The organism is Pseudomonas sp. p99-361, from assembly GCF_003935475.1.
Classification (GTDB): Bacteria; Pseudomonadota; Gammaproteobacteria; order Pseudomonadales; family Pseudomonadaceae; genus Aquipseudomonas; species Aquipseudomonas juntendi.
Map to the genome: position 1 here is coordinate 88,082 of NZ_RHQO01000010.1, position 18,141 is coordinate 106,222.

Annotated in this window: 22 protein-coding genes; 12 read left to right on the top strand and 10 right to left on the bottom strand. The window is 63.7% G+C overall.

The annotated features are described in order from the left end of the window. Positions 1-54 precede the first annotated feature (54 nt). From nfuA to EGJ22_RS07050, 3 genes are all read left to right on the top strand, one after another. Entirely contained in the window at positions 55-639 is a 585-nt protein-coding gene (gene nfuA, locus EGJ22_RS07040; RefSeq protein ID WP_003250416.1) for a Fe-S biogenesis protein NfuA, read from the top strand. Between the two features lie 301 nt (positions 640-940). Continuing rightward, entirely contained in the window at positions 941-1,549 is a 609-nt protein-coding gene (locus tag EGJ22_RS07045; RefSeq protein ID WP_009685906.1) for an SCO family protein, read from the top strand. After that, positions 1,550-2,032, top strand: a complete 483-nt coding sequence (locus tag EGJ22_RS07050) for a copper chaperone PCu(A)C (RefSeq protein ID WP_029884912.1) — start codon at positions 1,550-1,552, stop codon at positions 2,030-2,032. Positions 2,033-2,064: 32 nt separating this feature from the next. Here the strand turns inward: EGJ22_RS07050 and EGJ22_RS07055 are convergent, their stop codons facing one another. The 8 genes from EGJ22_RS07055 to EGJ22_RS07090 form a co-directional block, all read right to left on the bottom strand. Next, positions 2,065-2,292, bottom strand: coding sequence for a hypothetical protein (locus EGJ22_RS07055; RefSeq protein ID WP_029884913.1), 228 nt, complete (start codon positions 2,290-2,292; stop codon positions 2,065-2,067). Between the two features lie 72 nt (positions 2,293-2,364). Beyond that, positions 2,365-3,198 (bottom strand): AraC family transcriptional regulator, encoded by an 834-nt coding sequence (locus EGJ22_RS07060; protein WP_029884914.1) that lies wholly within the window; start codon positions 3,196-3,198, stop codon positions 2,365-2,367. Then, positions 3,195-3,509 (bottom strand): AzlD domain-containing protein, encoded by a 315-nt coding sequence (locus EGJ22_RS07065; RefSeq protein ID WP_009685903.1) that lies wholly within the window; start codon positions 3,507-3,509, stop codon positions 3,195-3,197. Before EGJ22_RS07065 ends, EGJ22_RS07060 begins: the two co-directional genes overlap by 4 nt. Then, the gene (locus EGJ22_RS07070) at positions 3,506-4,198 is read right to left on the bottom strand and encodes an AzlC family ABC transporter permease (RefSeq protein WP_029884915.1); all 693 of its coding nucleotides are present in this window, start codon (positions 4,196-4,198) and stop codon (positions 3,506-3,508) included. Before EGJ22_RS07070 ends, EGJ22_RS07065 begins: the two co-directional genes overlap by 4 nt. A gap of 121 nt (positions 4,199-4,319) precedes the next feature. Further along, positions 4,320-5,015 (bottom strand): hypothetical protein, encoded by a 696-nt coding sequence (locus tag EGJ22_RS07075; RefSeq protein WP_029884916.1) that lies wholly within the window; start codon positions 5,013-5,015, stop codon positions 4,320-4,322. A gap of 139 nt (positions 5,016-5,154) precedes the next feature. Continuing rightward, positions 5,155-6,234 carry a hypothetical protein gene (locus tag EGJ22_RS07080; protein ID WP_029884917.1) on the bottom strand — a complete coding sequence of 360 codons (1,080 nt, stop codon included), beginning with the start codon at positions 6,232-6,234 and terminating at the stop codon, positions 5,155-5,157. Between the two features lie 39 nt (positions 6,235-6,273). After that, positions 6,274-6,900, bottom strand: coding sequence for a LysE family translocator (locus tag EGJ22_RS07085; protein WP_009685899.1), 627 nt, complete (start codon positions 6,898-6,900; stop codon positions 6,274-6,276). Between the two features lie 2 nt (positions 6,901-6,902). Beyond that, positions 6,903-7,691, bottom strand: a complete 789-nt coding sequence (locus EGJ22_RS07090) for a YqcI/YcgG family protein (RefSeq protein WP_029884918.1) — start codon at positions 7,689-7,691, stop codon at positions 6,903-6,905. A gap of 160 nt (positions 7,692-7,851) precedes the next feature. On the opposite strand from EGJ22_RS07090, the gene EGJ22_RS07095 reads away from it, so the two are divergent. Next, on the top strand, positions 7,852-8,772 hold the full coding sequence (locus EGJ22_RS07095; RefSeq protein ID WP_029884919.1) for a LysR substrate-binding domain-containing protein: 921 nt from the start codon (positions 7,852-7,854) through the stop codon (positions 8,770-8,772). 117 nt (positions 8,773-8,889) lie between these two features. Then, positions 8,890-9,381 carry a GNAT family N-acetyltransferase gene (locus tag EGJ22_RS07100; RefSeq protein WP_029884920.1) on the top strand — a complete coding sequence of 164 codons (492 nt, stop codon included), beginning with the start codon at positions 8,890-8,892 and terminating at the stop codon, positions 9,379-9,381. A 52-nt stretch (positions 9,382-9,433) separates the two neighbouring features. Here the strand turns inward: EGJ22_RS07100 and EGJ22_RS07105 are convergent, their stop codons facing one another. Then, entirely contained in the window at positions 9,434-10,522 is a 1,089-nt protein-coding gene (locus EGJ22_RS07105; protein ID WP_009685895.1) for an asparaginase, read from the bottom strand. A 398-nt stretch (positions 10,523-10,920) separates the two neighbouring features. Between EGJ22_RS07105 and EGJ22_RS07110 the strand changes: the two genes are divergently transcribed. The 7 genes from EGJ22_RS07110 to EGJ22_RS07140 all read left to right on the top strand — a co-directional run bounded on the left by EGJ22_RS07110 (position 10,921) and on the right by EGJ22_RS07140 (position 17,863). Continuing rightward, positions 10,921-11,874 carry a sugar ABC transporter substrate-binding protein gene (locus tag EGJ22_RS07110; RefSeq protein ID WP_029884921.1) on the top strand — a complete coding sequence of 318 codons (954 nt, stop codon included), beginning with the start codon at positions 10,921-10,923 and terminating at the stop codon, positions 11,872-11,874. 26 nt (positions 11,875-11,900) lie between these two features. Further along, positions 11,901-13,454 (top strand): sugar ABC transporter ATP-binding protein, encoded by a 1,554-nt coding sequence (locus EGJ22_RS07115; protein WP_029884922.1) that lies wholly within the window; start codon positions 11,901-11,903, stop codon positions 13,452-13,454. Further along, a complete protein-coding gene (locus EGJ22_RS07120) occupies positions 13,451-14,443 on the top strand; it encodes an ABC transporter permease (protein WP_029884923.1) in 993 nt (330 codons plus the stop codon). Before EGJ22_RS07115 ends, EGJ22_RS07120 begins: the two co-directional genes overlap by 4 nt. A gap of 4 nt (positions 14,444-14,447) precedes the next feature. Further along, complete coding sequence (locus tag EGJ22_RS07125; protein WP_029884924.1) at positions 14,448-15,470, top strand: LacI family DNA-binding transcriptional regulator; 1,023 nt, start codon at positions 14,448-14,450, stop codon at positions 15,468-15,470. Positions 15,471-15,485: 15 nt separating this feature from the next. Continuing rightward, positions 15,486-16,394, top strand: coding sequence for a ribokinase (gene rbsK / locus EGJ22_RS07130; protein WP_029884925.1), 909 nt, complete (start codon positions 15,486-15,488; stop codon positions 16,392-16,394). Further along, positions 16,391-16,789: a D-ribose pyranase gene (gene rbsD / locus EGJ22_RS07135; protein ID WP_009685887.1), complete on the top strand. Its 399-nt coding sequence runs from the start codon at positions 16,391-16,393 to the stop codon at positions 16,787-16,789. The genes rbsK and rbsD overlap by 4 nt, the downstream gene beginning before the upstream one ends. Before the next feature lie 72 nt (positions 16,790-16,861). Continuing rightward, positions 16,862-17,863, top strand: a complete 1,002-nt coding sequence (locus EGJ22_RS07140; protein WP_029884926.1) for a nucleoside hydrolase — start codon at positions 16,862-16,864, stop codon at positions 17,861-17,863. Here EGJ22_RS07140 and EGJ22_RS07145 read toward each other — a convergent pair. Further along, entirely contained in the window at positions 17,835-18,047 is a 213-nt protein-coding gene (locus EGJ22_RS07145) for a hypothetical protein (protein ID WP_009685885.1), read from the bottom strand. The two genes, EGJ22_RS07140 and EGJ22_RS07145, sit on opposite strands and share 29 nt — an antisense overlap. Positions 18,048-18,141 lie beyond the last annotated feature (94 nt).

The following is an 18,141-nucleotide window of genomic DNA, read 5'->3' on the forward strand; positions in this document are numbered from 1 at the left end:
TTGTTCGATGCGCCGGTTGGCGTACACTTGGCGGCAAGTCTGTGAGGAACCTACATGAGCGCTATAACCATTACCGACGCCGCCCATGACTACCTGGCCGATCTGCTCTCCAAGCAGAACACGCCTGGCATCGGCATTCGTATTTTCATCACCCAGCCGGGCACCCAGTACGCCGAAACCTGCATCGCCTACTGCAAGCCGGGCGAAGAGAAGCCTGACGACACCGCCGTTGGCCTCAAGAGCTTTACCGCTTACCTGGATGCGGTCAGCGTGCCGTTCCTGGAAGATGCCCTGGTCGATTACGCCACCGACCGCATGGGTGGCCAGCTGACCATCAAGGCGCCGAACGCCAAGGTGCCGATGGTCAATGAAGACAGCCCGATCAACGAGCGTATCAACTACTACCTGCAGACCGAGATCAACCCTGGTCTGGCCAGCCATGGCGGCCAGGTCAGCCTGGTAGATGTAGTGGACGACGGCATTGCTGTGCTGCAGTTTGGCGGTGGTTGCCAAGGGTGCGGCCAGGCTGACGTTACCCTGAAAGAGGGCATCGAGCGCACCCTGCTCGAGCGTATCCCGGAGCTGAAGGGCGTGCGTGACGTGACTGACCACAGCCAGAAAGAAAACGCCTACTACTAAGCCTTCCGGCAGCTGCTGGGCTGCAGCCGCACCGTTGCCTTGGCGCATGCTTGCTCGGGCTGCGTTGCAGCCCGATCGCGACACGAGGCCGCGCCTGAACAGGCCGCTAAAGTCCGCACACTTAGCAATAAAGTGTTACGTTTTCAAGCCCTGCGACAACAGGCCGCAGCCCGTATTTCAAGGGCTGCAGGCCTTACCTGCCCAGGTCGGGTAGAACCCCTCTGGGTGTCATGCCAGAATGCCCCGGTTTTTCGACCGGCCCGTCCCGAGGGCCGGCACCTTCCCTGTAAAGGATGGTTTCATGAATGATCTATATAGCCGGCGGGCAGTCGTCGCCGGCATGGGCGTTCTCGGGCTCGGCCTGCTGGCGGGCTGCAGCCCGGCGCGGGGGCTCGAGTTCAAGTACGGCAAGAACATGAGCAACGAGATCCTCGGGCGCAAGTTCAGCCTCAAGGACCCGCAAGGCAACGTGCGTACCCTGTCGAGCTTCTACGGCAGCATGCCCATGATTTTCTTCGGATTCACCCAGTGCCCGGCGATCTGCCCGACCACGCTGGCGCGTGCGGCGCAGATCCGCAAGACCCTGCGCGGCCGCGACCGCGACCTGTTCCAGGTGGTGTTCATCACCCTGGACCCGGAGCGCGACACCCCCGAGGTGCTCGATGCCTACGTCAAGGCCTTTGACCCCACGTTCATCGCACTGACCGGCACCCCCGAAGAAATTGCCGCAGTAGCCAAGGAATTCAAGGTGTTCTACGAGAAAGTCCCGGCCGGGGACACCTACACCATTTCTCATTCGTCCACCAGCTACGTCTACGATACACGTGGCACCCTGCGCCTGAGCCTGGGCCATTCCCTGACAGCCAAGGAATGCGCCGAAGACCTGGTCACCCTGATGGAGATCTGCTGAATGTTGATGCAACCGATCAAACGCGGCTTGGCTGCCCTGGCCCTTGCCGGGCTGGCACTGCCGGCCCTGGCCCAGACCACCGTGAGTGAAGCCTGGGTGCGTGCCAGCGTGCCGCACCAGCAGTCCACCGGCGCATTCATGACCCTGACCGCCAGCAGCGACAGCAAGCTGGTGAGCGTGGCGTCGCCAGTTGCCAAGACCGTTCAGGTACACGAAATGACCATGAACGGCGATGTGATGGGCATGCGTGAGGTGAAGGCTGTCGAGCTACCAGCGGGCAAAGCCGTTACGCTGGACCCCAATGGCCTGCATGTGATGCTGATGGGCCTGAACGGCCAGGTCAAGGAAGGCGAGAAAGTACCGCTGAGCCTGACCATCGAAGACGCCAAAGGCGCCAAGGAAACCGTGGAAGTGCAGGCTGAAGTGCGCGCGCTCACCGCCGAGGCGGGCGGCGGCCACGACCACATGCACATGCAGCACTGACAGGTTTCAGCAAGGTAGCCTTGGCGCGCCGGTCAACTGCGAAACTTGGGCAGTGGCCGGTCGAGGGTCAGCGAGGTCAAGGTCTTGCGGACCTGCGCCTCGTCGGCTTCCAGCGCCCGTAAACTCGCGCGAATCTTGCCTGCGGCGGGCACATCGCCCTGCCGGTCGATCCAGTCGGCAATCTCCTTGCACGCGCTACTCAGGCAGGCCTGGCGCTGGTTCATCAGCGACAGTAGGGTGGTGAGCTCTCTTTGGGACATGGCAGGATCCTCCGTTCAGCCCTGTTAGTGTAGCAGTGGCTAGGCGGCCTGCCTGTGGCGAGGTGCCACAGCTCAGCCTGACCTCCAGGCGCTGCGATAAACGCCCGGCGGCACGCCGTAGGCCTGCTTGAACTGCCGGCTCAGGTGGCTCTGGTCGGCAAAGCCCAGGTCGAACGCGACCTGCGACGCTACCAGGCCGCTTTTCAGCATTTCCCGTGCACGGGCCAGGCGCCGCTGTTTGAGCCAGGCATGCGGCGGCAGGCCGGTAGCCTGGCGAAACACCCGGGCGAAGTGAAATGGCGACAGGTTGACCGCCGCTGCCAGCGCCTCCAGCGAAGGCGGGTCGGCCAGCCGGCTTTCCAGCAGTTCGCGCGCGCGGGCCACTGCCAGGGGCTCTTGGCCCGGGGCCGAAGGCGCCGCGCATTGCCCATGGCGCTGCACCAGCGCCAGCACCGCCTGGCGCCAGGCCGTCTGTTGCTGCAGGGCGCTGGCACCGGCTTCGGACAACTGGTGCAGTTGGCTGAATGCAAAGGCCAGCGCCGGGTCTTGGATCACGCTGGCCTTGAAGCTGGGCATGCCGTGACGCCCCAGCTCCAGTTCGTCGAGCACACCGGTAACCCGCTCATGCTCCGGGTAGAAACCGCGATAGCGCCAACCTGCTTCGTGAGCGGTGGCGCCGGTGTGCAGTTCGTCCGGGTTGATCAGCACCATGCTGCCGACCGGGGCCAGGTGCTCGCTGCCGCGGTGCCAGAAACGCTGGGCGCCGGACTCGATCACGGTGAACACATAGCCCTCGTGGACGTGCGGGGCGAAGCGCTGCTGAACGTAACGCGCGTGCAGCATCTCGACGTCGCCCAGCGCTGGCGCCTGCCAAAGGTGTGTCTGCTCCCGCAGTGCCCCGCTCATGCCAGCCAACTGCGCAACAGGAAGAAGATCAACATGCTCACCAGCATGCTCAGCACTACGCTGCGGGTCAACAGCACCAAGGTGATGGCCGCCAGTGAGCCCAGCAGGTAGGGGTTGAGCAGGCTCAATTCGAGCTGGTGCTCGGGCAGGAAAATGATGGGGCCGCAGATGGCCGTGAGCATGCCCGGTACGGCAAAGCCCAGAAATTGCCGCGCGTTGGAGCTAAGCCGTAAGGGCAGGCGCGGTTCCAGAAACGCGTAGCGGTTGAGAAACACGATGGCCCCCATGGCAAAAATCAGCACCCAGGTCATGTGCGTGCTCCGGCAAATTTCTGGCAGATGAAACCGGCGCTCATGCCCAGCAGCCCGGCGGCGACCAGGGCGGTCTCCCAGTGCCAGTAGCTGAACAGTACCGAGCAGAACAGCGACACGGCTACGCACGCCAGCGTGGCGAGGTTGCGCACCAGCGGCGCGATCAAGGCCACGAAGGTGGCGACGATGGAAAAGTCCAGCCCATACTGGTCCAGGTGTGGAATGCTCTGGCCCAGCAGGATGCCGGCCAGCGTGAACAGGTTCCAGGCAACGTAGAAGGTCAGGCCTACCCCTAACGCGTACCAGCGGTTGAACTGCTGCTGGTCGTACTGGCTGGTCAGGGCGAAGAATTCGTCGGTCAACAGAAAGCCCAGGCCCAGCCGCCAGCGCAGCGGCTGGTTGGACAGCACTGGGCGCATCGACAGGCCATACAGCAGGTGCTGTGAGGTCAACAGCAAAGTGGTCAGCAGTATCGATGCCAGGTTGGCGCCGCCCTTGAGCATGCCGATGGCCACCAGTTGCGCGGCGCCGGCAAAGACGATGGCCGACAGCCCTTGGCCCTGCCAAGGGCTTAGGTTGGCCTCGATGGCCATCGACCCGGCGAGCAGGCCCCAAGGGGCGACGGCAAGGGACAGCGGCAGGATGGCGATGGCGCCGTGGAGAAAGGCTTGGCGAGCAATGGTGGGCATGGTGTCTGCAATGCGTTTACAGGGCAGGCCAGCATGCCAGACGGGCAGGGGGTTGGCTTGAACGATCTTGCTGGTCGACAGCGCTTTTGGCGTGAGCGCCTGTAATGCCCCCGGGCACCGGCTAGGGGTGCCGGGTCAGGTGTTGCTGCGCTGTCACGCAGCCATTGATGTCGACCGCCTTCTGCAGCAGGCTCAACCGGTGCTGTGGGTCCAGTTCGCTGAGCAGGCGGTACACCTCGGCCTGGTAGTCACGCTGGCGCCCCCACAGCATTTCCAGGCCTTGTGGCTGGTTGCGTCGGCAGGCCAGGTGGGTGGCAGGCTGCGGGTAGTAGGGGGCGTACACGGTGGCCATGCTGGGGATGGCCTCCAGGGCTGTGCGGTAATCGCTACTGGCATTGTAGGGCTGGCACCAGGTGGCGATGGCCGGTGCGGGTGCGGCAAAGCCCTGCTTTAGGCTGGCTTCGAGCAACGGGCAGGCAGCTTCAGGGATCTGCGCCGCGGGAAGGTAGGTCATGTAGTACAGGGCCAACCGGTACTGAGCGACCGGGTGGCCCAGTTCGACCGACTTTTTCAACAGGGCCACCGCTGTAGGCAAGGTGTGAGCCATTGCCTGCCCCTGGCGGCTGAGCTCCGGGTCGGCGCCCAGCGACGTGCGCAGAGTGCTGCTGCCTTCTTCCTGATTGTCGGCCTGTTCCAGCAATGGCAACGCCTGGCGGTAGAGCAGGTCGGCATGCGGGTCGATATTAACCTCCAGCGCCTGGGCAGCCAGCGGCAGTAACGCAACCAGCAGCGCGGGCAGGCGCATGGCCAGGCTCACAGGTGAACCCCATGGGCGGCCAGGTGAGAGTGCACGGTTTCGACGGTCATGGCGGTCAAGCATTGCGCCTCGGGGAAATCGGAACGACCACGTATTCTAGCCAGCCAAGGGGCCTGGCCGAAAGGCCGCTGTGCAAATGTCAGACGAGCCTGATAGGGGTGACATTACGTTGGGCGTGTTTTTCCTGGGCCAGGCCCAGCTTGGCGGTGATCACCTTGGCCAAGGCATTGTTGCCCAGGTCGTTCAGGTGCAGGCGATCGATGAACAAATCTGCCCCGAACACGGGCGAGCTGCTGAGCATGCCGTTCATGTCGTAGCAGGGGACCGGATCGGCCTGGCTCTTGATGCGGCGAAAAAACGCCGAGTGCAGTTGGCTGTCGAAGGCGCCGTCGAGCAGCCGGTCGAAGTTGCCCGGCTGCTGCTCCAGTGCCGCCAACATGGCCTGTTCACCGGCAGGCAGGGTTTCCCGGCACCAAGGCAGCAACGGTTGCAGGATGAAGGTCAGGGTGGCATGGCTGTCGGCCAGCAACCGGTCCCACTGCCGCAGCGTGCGGCCAATGGTGTCGGCGGCGCGGGCCAGGCGCTTCTCCGGGGGAGATAGCGGCCAACTGCCCACGGCTTCGGCTGGCGGCGGCGCCAAGGCTTGGCCGATGCGCCGCCACAACGATTGCTGGCGGGCAGCGGTGGCAGGCTGCAGGCCTTCGCTGAAGCTGTTGAGAAAGTCCTGGTAAGCCTTGCCATGGGCCGCTGCGGGGCTGGCGAGCACTTCGCACAGGGCTTCGTGGGCCAGGCTGTTCAGGCCGCTGAGCACGACCACGTGGCCGAGCTGGCCCAGGCGATGCTGGTGGGTCAGGAACAACAGCAGCTCCTGGCTGGCATTGAGCCCGCAACCGGCCAGGCTCAGCCAGACTTCGCCGGTGAGCATCGACAGGTGCGAGGCCACGGTGTGCTCGTCGGAGCTGGCGCCGATGCCCAGGGCTGTCGAGCCACCCACCAGCAAGTTGATGCGTGAAGCGCCGCCGCGCTCGCCCGCAGAAAAGCGCTTGCCGGCGCAATGGCTGTAGCGCAGGCCCAGGGCATCGGTGTTGATGGTGCCGGAGCGGTAGCCGGTTTCGTGCACATGCACGGTGTGTGGCGCACGGCGGCTGCCGCGCAGCAGAAAGCGCTGGTAGTCCTGTGGCAGCGGCGAAGGAGGCGGGCTGGTGTGGGTGGGGTTCATGAATGCTCCTTCAATGGCGCCGTAGGGTGCACAGCAGTTTCAGGCCGCCAGTTCTTTCAGGTTGTACAGCAGGCCGCCTGCGGCGATCAGCAGCAGCGCCACGCCGGACGCCAGGCTGATGACCCGGTTGCTACGCTGTGAGGCGATCTTGCCGATGGCGAAGATGTACAGGCTGAGCACAGCGAAGTCGATGGCCACCCAGAGCAGCGACAGGACCACCATGCTTTTGCCGAACGACTCGGTGATCTGGATGAACTGCGGGAAGAAGGCGATGAAGAAGATGATGTCCTTCGGGTTGGAAATGCCCACCATGAACCCTTGCAGCAGCCCGCCACGGGCCTCGTTCGGGGCCTCGTTCGGGGCCGCAGCAGCCGGCGCCTGCAGCGCCTCGCGCAGGGTACCCACGGCAATGTGGCCGATGAACAGGCAGCCCAGCAGGCTCATGATGTTGAGCCAGGTCTTGTCGATGGCCGCGCTGGTGAGGATGATCCAGGCGGCTGCGCCAATCAGCACCAGGGACGCCCAGTTGGTGCCGACGGCGGTGAACATGGCCTTGCGCGAGCCCGAAGCGGCCGCAGTGTTGACGATCAGTGCCACCACTGGGCCGGGCGTGGCGATCAGCAGCAGGACGGTGAGGGCATAAGTGGCGGTGAGTGCGGTATTCACGGTCAGTTCTCGATCAGTATGTCGGGTGTCGGCTGGTGTGCGGTGTGGGTATGAAACGGGCAGCGCGACGGGTTCAGCGAACCTGCCTCCTGCAACTGGTACTGCTTCCATTCGTAGTTATCGGCATCGCCAAAAGCGCCAAGGGTGTCGGGCACGACGCCATCGTTGTAGTGGTGTACCCGCTCGCGGATGCGCGCGCGGATGCGCCGGCCGCTTTCGCTGCTGGTGTCGGCCACTTCGTCGAAGTTTTCCCGGGGGTTGATGACGAAGGTGATGTGCTGGCCCAGGTTGCGGCTTTTCATGCGCTGGTGGCCGGGGAAGTTCATGTTGATGAACAGCGGCATGCCGGCGTAGCAGAACGACCAGCCGGTATCGGCGGGGTCGGTCGGTATGCCCTGTGGCCAGGGGTGGGGGTCGCGCGCATGCACCCCGCGCAGCACCTTCCAGGCCAGCGCCTGCTGTTCGCTCAGGCTGCTGTCGGCTGCCGTCTGCAGAAACACCACCAGTGGGCTGCCGATGCGCTGCCGGGGTGTGACAGGTGCGATGAGGCGCACATAATCGGCCAGGCCCTGTGCGATATCATCCGCCAGTTGCTCGGCGCGTGCGAACAGGATGTAACAGGTTTCGCCGTTTACCGCCTTGCGGCCGAACAGGCACGGAAATTCGGGGTTGGCGAGAATGGTGCGAAATTGTTCTACGGTGGTGTGCGTCCAGTGTTGCATGTCATGATCATGTTCAGCGGCGAGCTCTAGCGCATCCAGGCGATAGCAATTTCCATATCCCGTAAACATGATTTCCCCAGGCGTGAATTTAAATGAACGTTCCAGTCATATGCAGGCAGGATCTTGGTTATATTTGTTTTTTACCTGCATTTTCCGAGACGCACTTCACATTGTAAAACGCGTGGAACTATGACCTACTATTAGTCTCACTCATGCTCGGGATATCGCCATGTCGGAACGCATCCAGGCCCTGCACGCATTGCGTGCCTTCGAGGTGGCGTCACGCTATGGCTCCTTCACCCGTGCGGCCGAAGAGCTTGCCTTGACCCAGGGTGCGGTCAGCCACCACATCAAGACCCTCGAAGCCATGTTTGGTTGCGACCTGTTCGAGCGCCGTGGGCCCAAGCTGAGCCTGACCGAGCATGGCCGTGTGCTGGCCCAGGAACTGAAAGTGGGCTTCAAGATCATCGAAAATGCCTGCGCGTTGTTGCGCCAGGACCGTTATGGCTTGCGCCTGAAGGCGCCTTCCACGCTGACCGTACGCTGGCTGCTGCGGGCGCTGGATGCGTTCAAGAAGCACGAAGACCACTGCAGTGTGCAGCTGTCGAGCGTGTGGATGGACATCGACAGCGTCGACTTCTATTCCGAGCCTTACGACTGCGCCATTCTTCTGGCCAGCGGGCGCTTCCCTGCCGATATCGACAGCTTCAAGCTGTTCGACGAGTGGCTGATACCGGTATGCCACCCCGATTACATGGCGCAAGCGCAGCCAGCCCTCAGCGACCTGCCGCAGTGCGAGTTCCTGCACCCTTCCCCCGACCGGCGCGACTGGCGGCGCTGGTTGGCGCGGATGGACGCGCTGCACATCAGTATCGACCAGGGGCAGGTATTCGACACACTGGACCAGGGCATTTCGGCTGCCCAGCAGGGTCTGGGCATTTCGGTCGTCGACCTGGTACTGGCCAGTGCCGACCTGGCGGCCGGGCGCCTGGTTACGCCATTCAAGCATGCCGTGGCCACCGGCGACGGGTACTACATGACCTGGCTCAAGGCCAGCCCCAAGGCGCGGCAGATGCACAAGCTGCGTGACTTCCTGATGGGCCAGGTGCCGCCGCTGGCCTACAAGGATATCGACTACCTGTACGGTTGAGCCGTACTGCTTCGCGGTGGCAGAGCGCTGTGGCCAAAGTGCCTTGCAACGGCTGCGCGCATGCCAACCAGCGGTTTAGAATGGCCGGCTTGCCATTTTGTTACCCGGAGCCTGCCCATGAGCAACCTGCAATTTCGCCAGCCCGTCATGACCGACGCCGAGCGCTGCTACCAGATTGAGGTGAGTGCCTACGAGGGCGACGAGGCGGCCACCCTGGAAAAGATCCGCACCCGTATCAGCCAGTATCCACAGGGCTTCCTGTTGCTCGAAGAGCAGGGCGGCATCGTGGGGTTCATCAACAGCGGCTGTGCCCATGCCGTGGTGATGGCTGACGAGGCGTTCAAAGAGTTGGTCGGGCATGACCCGCTGGCAGCCAATGTGGTGATCATGTCGGTGGTGGTGGACCCCGCGCACCAGGGCAAAGGCTACGCCAAGCGGCTGATGGACGAATTCATTGCGCGGACCAAGGCGCAAGGCAAGCAGACCATTCACCTGATGTGCAAGGAGCAGCATGTGGAGCTGTACCGCAAGATGGGCTACCAGTACGTGCGGCCTTCGCCCTCCGACCACGGCGGCATGGCCTGGCACGAAATGGTCATGGCCCTCTAGGCAACCGTGAAGCGGGCCTCAGCAGCCAGTGGCTGCTGAGGTTGCTGGGGTATCAGTACTCCCAGAAGATCCGCTGCAGCTCCTTGCTGTCCTGGGTCTTGGTCATTGCAACCATGGCCAGAATCCGCGCCTTCTGCGGGTTCAGGTCGTGTGCCACCACCCAGTCGTTCTTGTCATCTGGCTGTTCGGCGTTACGCAGCACGAGGCCACCTTGGTTGACGTGCGACGAGCGAATGATCTGCACACCCTCCTTGCGCAGTTCCTGCAGCGCCGGCACTACCCGTGAAGACACCGAGCCATTGCCGGTACCGGCGTGGATCAGTGCCTTGGCGCCATGCTGCGCCAACGCTTTGTAGGCGGTGTCGGTCACGTTGCCATAGCCATAGGCAATGTCCACCTGCGGCAGGCTGCTGATCTGTTTGATGTCGAACTCGGAGTTGACTGTGTGACGCTTGGCCGGCAGGCGGAACCAGTACGACTTGCCTTCCACGACCATGCCCATTGGCCCCCAGGCGCTCTTGAACGCTTCAGTCTTGATGTTGACGGCCTTGCTTACGTCACGGCCAGACTGGATCTCGTCGTTCATGGTCACCAGCACGCCCTTGCCTCGCGACTGCTGGTCGCCGGCCACGGCCACTGCGTTGTAGAGGTTGAGCATGCCGTCGGCGGACATGGCGGTGCCCGGGCGCATCGAGCCGACTACCACGATTGGCTTGTCGGTTTTCTCGACCAGGTTGAGGAAGTAGGCGGTTTCTTCCAGGGTGTCGGTACCGTGGGTGATGACGATACCGTCCACATCCTTGCTGTCGGCCAGTTCGGCGACGCGTTTGGCCAGCTTCAGCAGGTCATCGTTGCTGATGCTTTCCGAGGCGATCTGCATCACCTGCTCGCCACGCACATTGGCGATGTCAGCGAGCTCCGGCACGCCGGCGATCAGCTTGTCCACCCCCAGCTTGGCGGCTTGGTAGGTGGCGCTGTTGGCGGCGCTGGCGCCAGCGCCGGCGATGGTGCCACCGGTGGCGAGGATGACCACGTTGGCCAGTTTCTGCCGGGTTTCGGCTTCCTTGGCCGAGGCGGCGGTGGGCAGGACCAGCAGCAGGGCGAGGGCGCTGGGGGCAAAGGTTTTCAGTGCGGCATTCATCGTTCTTGTGCTCTCTTCCAAATGAGATGGTTTTTGAATCGCGCAGCTTGCAAGGCATCTTTCATACCAGCTTGCGCGCGCAGTGGTGCAGGCACCGCCTTGTGTTGCAGTGGTGTGCGCAGCAGCCCCGAAACCACGGCCGCAGCGCAGGTTGGCGCATGTGCAGCGCAGCCCGGCGCGACCCGGGAGTGCCAGTGCGGGGATAGTGTTCCATTCGAGAATCCGAACAGGCGTAGGAAAAGGTGTTCGGTTTTGCGGAAAGATTCTGGATAATCAGCGCCAACGGTTTCGGCGGCTGACCTGAAAAACGGATTTGACAAACCCTGGTACTGTTTCCATAGTTACGTACCGCAAACGTTTGCGATCCGATAAAAAAACAAGATTCGGAGTCATCGTCCATGAAACTGCCGTTCCCCGGTCGTCTGCTGGCCCTCGCTGTCGTTTCCTCACTCTCCCTTGCCTTGCCGTTTTCTGCCGCTCACGCCGAAGACAAGCCCAAGGTCGCCCTGGTCATGAAATCGCTGGCCAACGAGTTCTTCCGCACCATGGAAGACGGTGCCAAGGACTACCAGAAAAGCCACGCCGCTGAGTTTGATTTGATTGCCAACGGCATCAAGAACGAAACCGACACTGGCGAACAGATCCGCATCGTCGAGCAAATGGTAAACGCCGGCGCCAAGGCGCTGGTGATCGCGCCGGCCGATTCCAAGGCGTTGGTATCAGCGGTGAAGAAAGCCATGGACAAAGGCGTGGTGGTGATCAACATCGATAACCGCCTGGACCCCGACCTGCTCAAGAGCAAAGGCATCAGCGTGCCCTTCGTCGGCCCTGACAACCGCAAAGGCGCGCGTATGGTGGGCGAGTACCTGGCCCAACAGAAGCTCAAGGCCGGTGACCAGGTGGGCATCATCGAAGGGGTGCCAACCACCACCAACGCCCAGCAGCGCACTGCAGGCTTCAAGGACGCCATGGAAGCCGCCAAAATGAACATCGTCTCGGTCCAGAGCGGTAACTGGGAGATCGACAAAGGCAACGCCGTCGCCGCTTCCATGCTCAACGAATACCCCGACCTGAAGGCCCTGCTGGCCGGTAACGACAGCATGGCGCTGGGTGCGGTTTCGGCTGTGCGCGCCGCCGGCAAGGCGGGCCAGGTGCAAGTGGTCGGCTATGACAATATCAACGCCATCAAGCCCATGCTGGCCGATGGCCGCGTGCTCGCCACCCTTGACCAGGCCGCCAGCCAGCAAGCCGTATTCGGTATTCAGGCAGCATTGAAAATGGTCAAAGGCGAAAAGCCTGACGTGGATGCCGACAACGTCATCCAGACCCCAGTCAAGCTCATTACCAAGTAGCCCCGACCCTGCCAGGAGAACCGGCCATGCCTGCATCGGCCAATGAAGTGGTGCTCGCTGCCAGCGGCCTTGGCAAGACCTACGCCCAGCCGGTGCTGGGCGAGGTCAGCCTGAATCTGCGTGCCGGCGAAGTGCTGGCCCTGACCGGCGAGAACGGTGCGGGCAAGAGCACGCTGTCCAAGTTGATCAGCGGCCTGGAAACCCCCACCACCGGGCACATGACCTACCGCGGCCAGGCCTACGCCCCCGCCAGCCGCAGCGAGGCCGAGCGCCTTGGCGTGCGCATGGTCATGCAGGAACTGAACCTGCTGCCAACCTTGACCGTGGCGGAAAACCTGTTTCTCGACAACCTGCCCAGCCGTTTTGGCTGGATCAACCACAAACGCCTGCGCCAGTTGGCCACGGCGGCCATGGCCAGGGTCGGGCTCGATGCCATCGACCCGGATACCCCAGTCGGCGAACTGGGTATCGGCCACCAGCAAATGGTCGAAATCGCCCGTAACCTGATCGGCGACTGCCACGTGCTGATCTTCGACGAACCCACCGCGATGCTGACCGCGCGCGAAGTGGAGCTGCTGTTCACCCAGATCGACCGCCTGCGCGCGCGAGGGGTGGCCATCGTGTACATCTCGCACCGCTTGGAAGAGCTGCAGCGCGTCGCCCAGCGGATCGTCGTACTGCGCGACGGCAGGCAGGTGTGTGACGAGCCCATCCAGCGCTACAGCAGCGCCGAACTGGTCAACCTCATGGTGGGCCGCGAACTGGGCGAACACATCGACCTGGGCCGGCGGCAGCTTGGCGCACCCTTGCTCAAGGTCGAGCGGCTTACCCGCAGCGACAAGGTGCGCGAGGTTTCTTTCGAGGTCAGGGCAGGGGAGATATTCGGCATCTCTGGCCTGATCGGCGCGGGCCGCACCGAGTTGTTGCGCCTGATCTACGGCGCCGACCGTGCTGACAGCGGCAGCATCGCATTGGGCCAGCCACCGCAGCCGGTGACCATCGACTCGCCCAAGGCGGCCGTGCGTGCAGGCATAGCCTTGATCACCGAAGACCGCAAAGGCGAGGGCCTGCTGCTGAGCCAGTCGATCAGCGCCAACATTGCCTTGGGCAACCTTGGCGCCGTGTCACGGGCCGGCGTGCTCGACGGCGAGGCGGAAAGGGCCTTGGCCGAGCGGCAGATCCAGGCCATGCGTATTCGCAGCGCCGGTGCGCAACAGGTGGTGGGCGAGCTGTCGGGTGGCAACCAGCAGAAGGTCGTGATCGGCCGTTGGCTGGAGCGCGACTGCCAGGTGCTGCTGTTCGACGAGCCCACCCGGGGCATCGATGTCGGTGCCAAGTTCGACATCTACGGCCTGCTGGCCGAGCTGGCACGTCAAGGCAAGGCCCTGGTGGTGGTGTCCAGCGACCTGCGCGAGTTGATGTTGATCTGCGACCGCATCGCCGTGCTGTCTGCCGGCCGCCTGATCGACACCTTCGACCGTGAGCACTGGACGCAAGATCAACTGTTGGCGGCAGCCTTTGCCGGTTATCAGAAACGTGACGCTCTGCTGCAAGAGGCAGCCCCCAGGATGGACGTATGAAAACCACACCGCTCGACAGCCAAGGCGCCGCCGTGCGCCGCAACGGTTCCTATTATGGCCTGGGCACCTACCTGGGCCTGGCCGGCGCCTTGCTGGCGATGATCGTGCTGTTCTCGTTCCTCAGCAGCCACTTCTGGTCGTACAATACCTTCAGCACATTGGCCAACCAGATCCCGGACCTGATGGTACTGGCGGTAGGTATGACCTTTGTGCTGATCATCGGCGGTATCGACCTGTCGGTGGGGTCGGTGCTGGCCCTGGCCGCGTCGACGGTGAGCGTGGCGATGCTCGGTTGGGGCTGGGGCGTGCTACCCGCCGCGCTGCTGGGCATGGCCGTGGCTGCGCTGGCCGGCAGCATCACTGGCAGCGTGACCGTGGCCTGGCGCATCCCGTCGTTCATCGTCTCGCTCGGCGTGCTGGAAATGGCCCGTGGCCTGGCCTACCAGTTCACCGACTCGCGCACCGCCTATATCGGCGATGCCTATGCCTGGTTCTCCGACCCGGTCGCCTTAGGCATCTCGCCAGCGTTCATCATCGGCTTGCTGGTGATCGTGCTGGCCCACCTGGTACTGACCCGCACGGTGTTCGGCCGCTACCTGATCGGCATCGGCACCAATGAAGAGGCCGTGCGCCTGGCGGGTATCGACCCACGGCCCTACAAAGTGCTGGTGTTCTCGCTGATGGGCCTGCTGGCCGGGCTGGCTGCGCTGTTCCAGATTTCCCGGTTGGAAGCGGCCGACCCGAATGTCGGCTCTGGCCTGGAACTGCAGGTCATTGCCGCCGTGGTGATCGGCGGCACCAGCCTGATGGGCGGGCGTGGCTCGGTCATCAGCACCTTCTTCGGCGTGCTGATCATTTCCGTGCTGGCCGCGGGGCTGGCGCAGATCGGTGCCAGCGAACCGACCAAGCGCATCATCACCGGGGCGGTGATCGTCATTGCCGTGGTGCTCGACACTTACCGTAGCCGGCGTGCAGGCCGGCGGAACTGACAACATGGCAACCATCAAAGATGTCGCGGCATTGGCGGGTATTTCCTATACCACGGTGTCCCATGTATTGAACAAGACCCGACCGGTCAGCGAGCAGGTGCGGCAGAAAGTGGAAGCCGCGATTGTCGAACTCGACTACGTGCCCAGTGCCGTGGCGCGTTCGCTGAAGGCTCGTAGCACGGCGACCATCGGCCTGTTGGTGCCCAGCAGCGTGAACCCTTACTTTGCCGAGCTGGCGCGGGGCATCGAGGATGCCTGTGAGCGTAACGGCTATTGCGTGATTCTGTGCAACTCCGACGACAACCCGCAAAAGCAGCGCAGCTACCTGCGCGTGTTGCTGGAAAAGCGCATCGACGGGCTGGTGGTGGCGTCGGTGGGCGAGGACAGCGACCTGCTGCAAAGCCTGGCCGGCGTACGTACGCCCATGGTGATCGTCGACCGCGAGCTGGAAGGGGTGGACGCTGACCTGGTGCGCATCGACCACGAGCACGGCGCTTACCTGGCGACCCAGCACCTGCTGGCCCTGGGGCACCGCGACATCGCCTATATCGGTGGCCCCGCCGATACCGGGGTAACCCAGCTGCGCCTGCGCGGCTTTCATCGGGCCATGGCCGAGGCGCAGGCGCCGGTGCACAGTGACCGTGTGCTGCACTGCGACTTCACCAGCCCGGGCGGCCATGCCGCCGCTGCGCAAGTGTTGCAGGGGCGGCGACCTACGGCCATTTTTGCGGGCAACGACATGATCGGTTTCGGCGTGCTGCGCGCTGCCGCCGAACGCAATATCAACGTGCCCGGCGAATTGTCGGTGATCGGCTTCGACGACATCGAGCTCAGCCGCTACGTGTACCCGCCGTTGACCACCGTGGGCCAGTCGATCCGCGAACTGGGCGAGAGCGCTGCCTCGCTGTTGCTGGCGCGCATCGGCACACCCCGGCAAGGCATGGCCGAGCAGCGCATCGTCGCCCCGCGCATTGTCTTGCGCGAATCCACCGGGCCGCGCCCGGACCTGTTCAACGATTACCGCTAACGCTAAGGAACTGTCATGAATGCCAAGGTTGTGGTGGTCGGCAGCCTCAACATGGACCTGGTGGTCCGCGCCCAGCGCTTGCCTCGCGCCGGCGAAACCCTGCCCGGTGAGCGTTTTTTCACGGTGCCGGGCGGCAAGGGGGCCAACCAGGCCGTAGCGGCTGCGCGCCTGGGCGCCAGCGTGGCGATGATTGGCAATGTCGGCGATGACGATTATGGCCGCCAGTTGCACCAGGCATTGTCCGCAGAAGGCATCGACTGCCAGGGCGTCAGTACCTGCCCGGGCGTGTCCAGCGGTGTAGCCCTGATCACCGTGGATGCCGCCAGCCAGAATTGCATTGTCATCATCCCCGGCGGCAACGGCCTGCTGACGCCGCAGTCGGTGCAGCACTTCGAGGCGTTGTTGCAGGCTGCGCAGGTGGTCATCTGCCAGTTGGAGGTGCCGGTCGAGACGGTGGCCTGGACGCTGAAGCGGGCGCGTGAACTGGGCAAGCAGGTGATCCTCAACCCGGCGCCTGCCACCGGCCCGCTGCCTGCGCAATGGTTCGCGCTCATCGATTACCTCACCCCCAATGAAAGCGAGGCCGAAGCGCTGACCGGCATTGCGGTGACCGACCAGGCGAGCGCGCAGCTTGCCGCAGAGCGCTTGCTGCAGGCGGGGGCGGGCAAGGTGATCGTCACGCTGGGCGCGCAAGGGGCGTTACTGGTAACGCCCGAGGGCCACCAGCATTACCCCGCGCCGGTGGTGCAGCCGCTGGACACCACTGCTGCTGGCGACACCTTCATTGGCGGCTTCGCTGCAGGCCTGGTGCGTGGTTTGGAGGAGGGCGAGGCCATCGCCTTCGGCCAGCGTGCTGCGGCGCTGTCGGTGACACGCGCTGGCGCGCAGCCATCAATCCCTTACCTGGCGGAGCTGGTGCCATGAAGAAAACCCCGCTGCTGAACGTTGCCCTGTCGCGCACCATCGCCGGCATGGGCCATGGCGATATCCTGGTGATCGGCGATGCGGGCCTGCCTGTGCCGCCAGGCGTGGAAATGATCGACCTGGCGATTACCCCTGGCTTGCCGGACTTCGCCAGTGTGTTGCGCGCCGTGCTGAGCGAGCTTCAGGTGGAGCGGCATGTGCTGGCCGAAGAAATGCAGAAAGTGGTGCCGCCAGCGCTGGTCGAGCTCGAGCGCCTGAAGGGCAAGCTGGGCAAGCGCGAATGGCTTAGCCATGAAGCATTCAAGGTGCTGTCGCGCAGTGCCCGGGCGGTGGTGCGTACCGGTGAGTGCCAGCCCTACAGCAATATCGCGCTGGTTTCCGGCGTCACGTTCTGAGCCGTTGACCAGCCGCCGGTGCCACCCGGCGCGTCGGCCGTTATTCACCAAAGGCAACAGGAGTGCCATTCCATGCTCAAGCCCTGGCTTCAAGGACTCGCTTTCATGCTCACTGCCACCAGCTTGCAGGCTGCCCCCATCGACCTGATCATCGACACCGACCCCGGTGCTGACGACGTGGTCGCTTTGTTCCTGGCCCTGGCCTCGCCAGAAGAACTCAATATTCGCGCCATCACCACCGTGGCCGGCAATGTGCGTCTGGATAAAACCTCCCGCAACGCGCGCCTGGCGCGCGAATGGGCTGGCCGCGAAGACATCCCGGTTTACGCGGGGGCCGGCCGGCCGCTGGTGCGCGCCCCTGTCTATGCCGCAGAAGTGCACGGCGAAGAAGGCCTGGCCGGCGTTCAAGTGCATGAGCCGAAGGCCCCGCTGGCCGCCGGCAACGCCGTGCAGTACCTGGTAGACACCTTGGCGGCCGCCAAGCCGCACAGCATCACCGTGGCCATGCTCGGCCCACAGACCAATCTGGCCCTGGCGCTGATCCAGCGCCCGGAGATTGCCAAGGGCATCAAGGAGGTGGTGGTCATGGGCGGCGCCCACTTCAACGGCGGCAACATCACCCCGGCGGCAGAATTCAACCTCTACGCCGACCCCCATGCAGCCCAGGTGGTTCTGGCCAGCGGGGTGCAACTGACCTATCTACCGCTGGACGTCACCCACAAGCTGCTGACCAGCGACGCCCGGCTGCAGCAGTTGGCCGCGGTGAATACACAAGCCAGCAAGCGGGTGGTGGACATTCTCAACGTGTACATCAAGCACGACATGGCGTTGTACGGCATGCCCGGCGGTCCGGTGCATGACGCCAGCGTCATTGCCTACTTGCTCAAGCCCGAACTGTTCAGCGGCCGGCGCATTCACCTGAGCATCGACAGCCGCGAAGGCCCGACCTTTGGTCAGACCGTCGCTGACTGGTACGGCGTGCTCAAGCAGCCGGCCAATGTGCTGTGGGTGGAGCAGGGTGACGCCCAAGGCCTGTTCGACCTGCTTAGCGCCCGGTTGGCGCGGCTGCAATAGCTGCGTGCGGGGCGTAGCGCTCCAGCACCTGCTCGATGAAGCTGCGTGCTGCCTCGGGGCCGCGGTCGCGCACCAGCAGGTCGATGCCGATCAACAGCAACTCCTCTGGTGTGCCAGGGCTGTAAGCACTCTGGCCCTCGGCCCACTTGACCTTGATATCGGCATCGATGGTGTGGCTGCTCATGAAAAGCTCTCGCTAGGGGCCCGGAACGAAGGGGTGAACACCTGACCCTGGTGTTCGATGGAGGCGGGATGCACTCCACTTCTTGCAGCAAATC

What these genes read in the sequence shown, in the direction of transcription:
- nfuA (WP_003250416.1), top strand. Translation starts at nt 55, where the DNA reads ATGAGCGCTATAACCATTACCGACGCCGCCCATGACTACCTGGCCGAT.
- EGJ22_RS07045 (WP_009685906.1), top strand. Translation starts at nt 941, where the DNA reads ATGAATGATCTATATAGCCGGCGGGCAGTCGTCGCCGGCATGGGCGTT.
- EGJ22_RS07050 (WP_029884912.1), top strand. Translation starts at nt 1,550, where the DNA reads ATGTTGATGCAACCGATCAAACGCGGCTTGGCTGCCCTGGCCCTTGCC.
- EGJ22_RS07055 (WP_029884913.1), bottom strand. Translation starts at nt 2,292, where the DNA reads ATGTCCCAAAGAGAGCTCACCACCCTACTGTCGCTGATGAACCAGCGC.
- EGJ22_RS07060 (WP_029884914.1), bottom strand. Translation starts at nt 3,198, where the DNA reads ATGAGCGGGGCACTGCGGGAGCAGACACACCTTTGGCAGGCGCCAGCG.
- EGJ22_RS07065 (WP_009685903.1), bottom strand. Translation starts at nt 3,509, where the DNA reads ATGACCTGGGTGCTGATTTTTGCCATGGGGGCCATCGTGTTTCTCAAC.
- EGJ22_RS07070 (WP_029884915.1), bottom strand. Translation starts at nt 4,198, where the DNA reads ATGCCCACCATTGCTCGCCAAGCCTTTCTCCACGGCGCCATCGCCATC.
- EGJ22_RS07080 (WP_029884917.1), bottom strand. Translation starts at nt 6,234, where the DNA reads ATGAACCCCACCCACACCAGCCCGCCTCCTTCGCCGCTGCCACAGGAC.
- EGJ22_RS07090 (WP_029884918.1), bottom strand. Translation starts at nt 7,691, where the DNA reads ATGTTTACGGGATATGGAAATTGCTATCGCCTGGATGCGCTAGAGCTC.
- EGJ22_RS07095 (WP_029884919.1), top strand. Translation starts at nt 7,852, where the DNA reads ATGTCGGAACGCATCCAGGCCCTGCACGCATTGCGTGCCTTCGAGGTG.
- EGJ22_RS07100 (WP_029884920.1), top strand. Translation starts at nt 8,890, where the DNA reads ATGAGCAACCTGCAATTTCGCCAGCCCGTCATGACCGACGCCGAGCGC.
- EGJ22_RS07105 (WP_009685895.1), bottom strand. Translation starts at nt 10,522, where the DNA reads ATGAATGCCGCACTGAAAACCTTTGCCCCCAGCGCCCTCGCCCTGCTG.
- EGJ22_RS07110 (WP_029884921.1), top strand. Translation starts at nt 10,921, where the DNA reads ATGAAACTGCCGTTCCCCGGTCGTCTGCTGGCCCTCGCTGTCGTTTCC.
- EGJ22_RS07115 (WP_029884922.1), top strand. Translation starts at nt 11,901, where the DNA reads ATGCCTGCATCGGCCAATGAAGTGGTGCTCGCTGCCAGCGGCCTTGGC.
- EGJ22_RS07120 (WP_029884923.1), top strand. Translation starts at nt 13,451, where the DNA reads ATGAAAACCACACCGCTCGACAGCCAAGGCGCCGCCGTGCGCCGCAAC.
- EGJ22_RS07125 (WP_029884924.1), top strand. Translation starts at nt 14,448, where the DNA reads ATGGCAACCATCAAAGATGTCGCGGCATTGGCGGGTATTTCCTATACC.
- rbsK (WP_029884925.1), top strand. Translation starts at nt 15,486, where the DNA reads ATGAATGCCAAGGTTGTGGTGGTCGGCAGCCTCAACATGGACCTGGTG.
- rbsD (WP_009685887.1), top strand. Translation starts at nt 16,391, where the DNA reads ATGAAGAAAACCCCGCTGCTGAACGTTGCCCTGTCGCGCACCATCGCC.
- EGJ22_RS07140 (WP_029884926.1), top strand. Translation starts at nt 16,862, where the DNA reads ATGCTCAAGCCCTGGCTTCAAGGACTCGCTTTCATGCTCACTGCCACC.
- EGJ22_RS07145 (WP_009685885.1), bottom strand. Translation starts at nt 18,047, where the DNA reads ATGAGCAGCCACACCATCGATGCCGATATCAAGGTCAAGTGGGCCGAG.